Here is an 822-nt window from a genome sequence, read left to right as displayed (position 1 = left end):
CATCCTTACCTTGAGTTTGAGGATGATAAGGGCGAGAGTGGCTCACTTTTATATCTTGATCGAGCAGCCATAACGTAAACCTCGACCAGCGTGTATAGTTATTGCCCCAGGGAACACCATTATCCATGGTCATTCTGCAAGGGAGGCCATATCTCTCAAAGACCATAGATAACTTTGCTTTCGTGGACTCAAAGGTCATGTCGGTTGCTATTTCAACGCCTAGGGAATATCTAGAGTGATCATCCAGAATCGTAAGTGCGAATCCTTTACCCGAAGCAGTATGGATCGGACCCTTATAATCCATTTGCCAAAGGTCATTGGGATTAGGGTGCTCGAATCTAATCCAGTTTGTTTGCGTGGATGCAGAGCTAGTTTTAATTAGGTTATTACGTTGAAGTATTTTGGTGATAGTACTTGGAGTAGGTAAATCGGTGTAACCAAGGTTTTCTAGAAAGCGTTTTAGCTTTCTGCCGCTCCACTCAGGATGTGCTATTCGCGCTTGCATAATCAGCGCTTCAATTCCGTTGTCAGTTTTGTAGGGCGAGTGATGTGGTCTTGTTGATCTATTTTCCAAAGAATAGCCTTCGGAGTCTCTCTTAAGCCATTTATAAGCAGTTTTACGGCTGATATGAAATCGACGACATAACTGACTTATATTCGCACCCTGTTGCTTCGCTAAAGCAATAAACTCTTTTCGTAAAGTCACAGTAGATACCTCATTCCATGGCATGTTTAAACCCTCAGTTATATACATGCCATTCATAATAGAATGTGTTACCTATGTGTCCGAACAAGTTGTAACCCAACTCTCCGGTCTATACA

General features: G+C 42.3%; 1 protein-coding gene. It reads right to left on the bottom strand.

Annotated features, from left to right (window positions below; all coding sequences use genetic code 11):
• Window positions 1-730, bottom strand: a 730-nt coding sequence (locus tag GFB48_RS17230) for a DDE-type integrase/transposase/recombinase (RefSeq protein WP_163938719.1), incomplete at its 3' end; no start/stop codon positions are given.
• Between the last annotated feature and the right edge of the window lie 92 nt (window positions 731-822).

This window comes from Paraferrimonas sp. SM1919 (assembly GCF_010993985.1).
GTDB lineage: Bacteria > Pseudomonadota > Gammaproteobacteria > Enterobacterales > Shewanellaceae > SM1919.
This window is presented reverse-complemented; position numbering and strand designations above follow the sequence as displayed.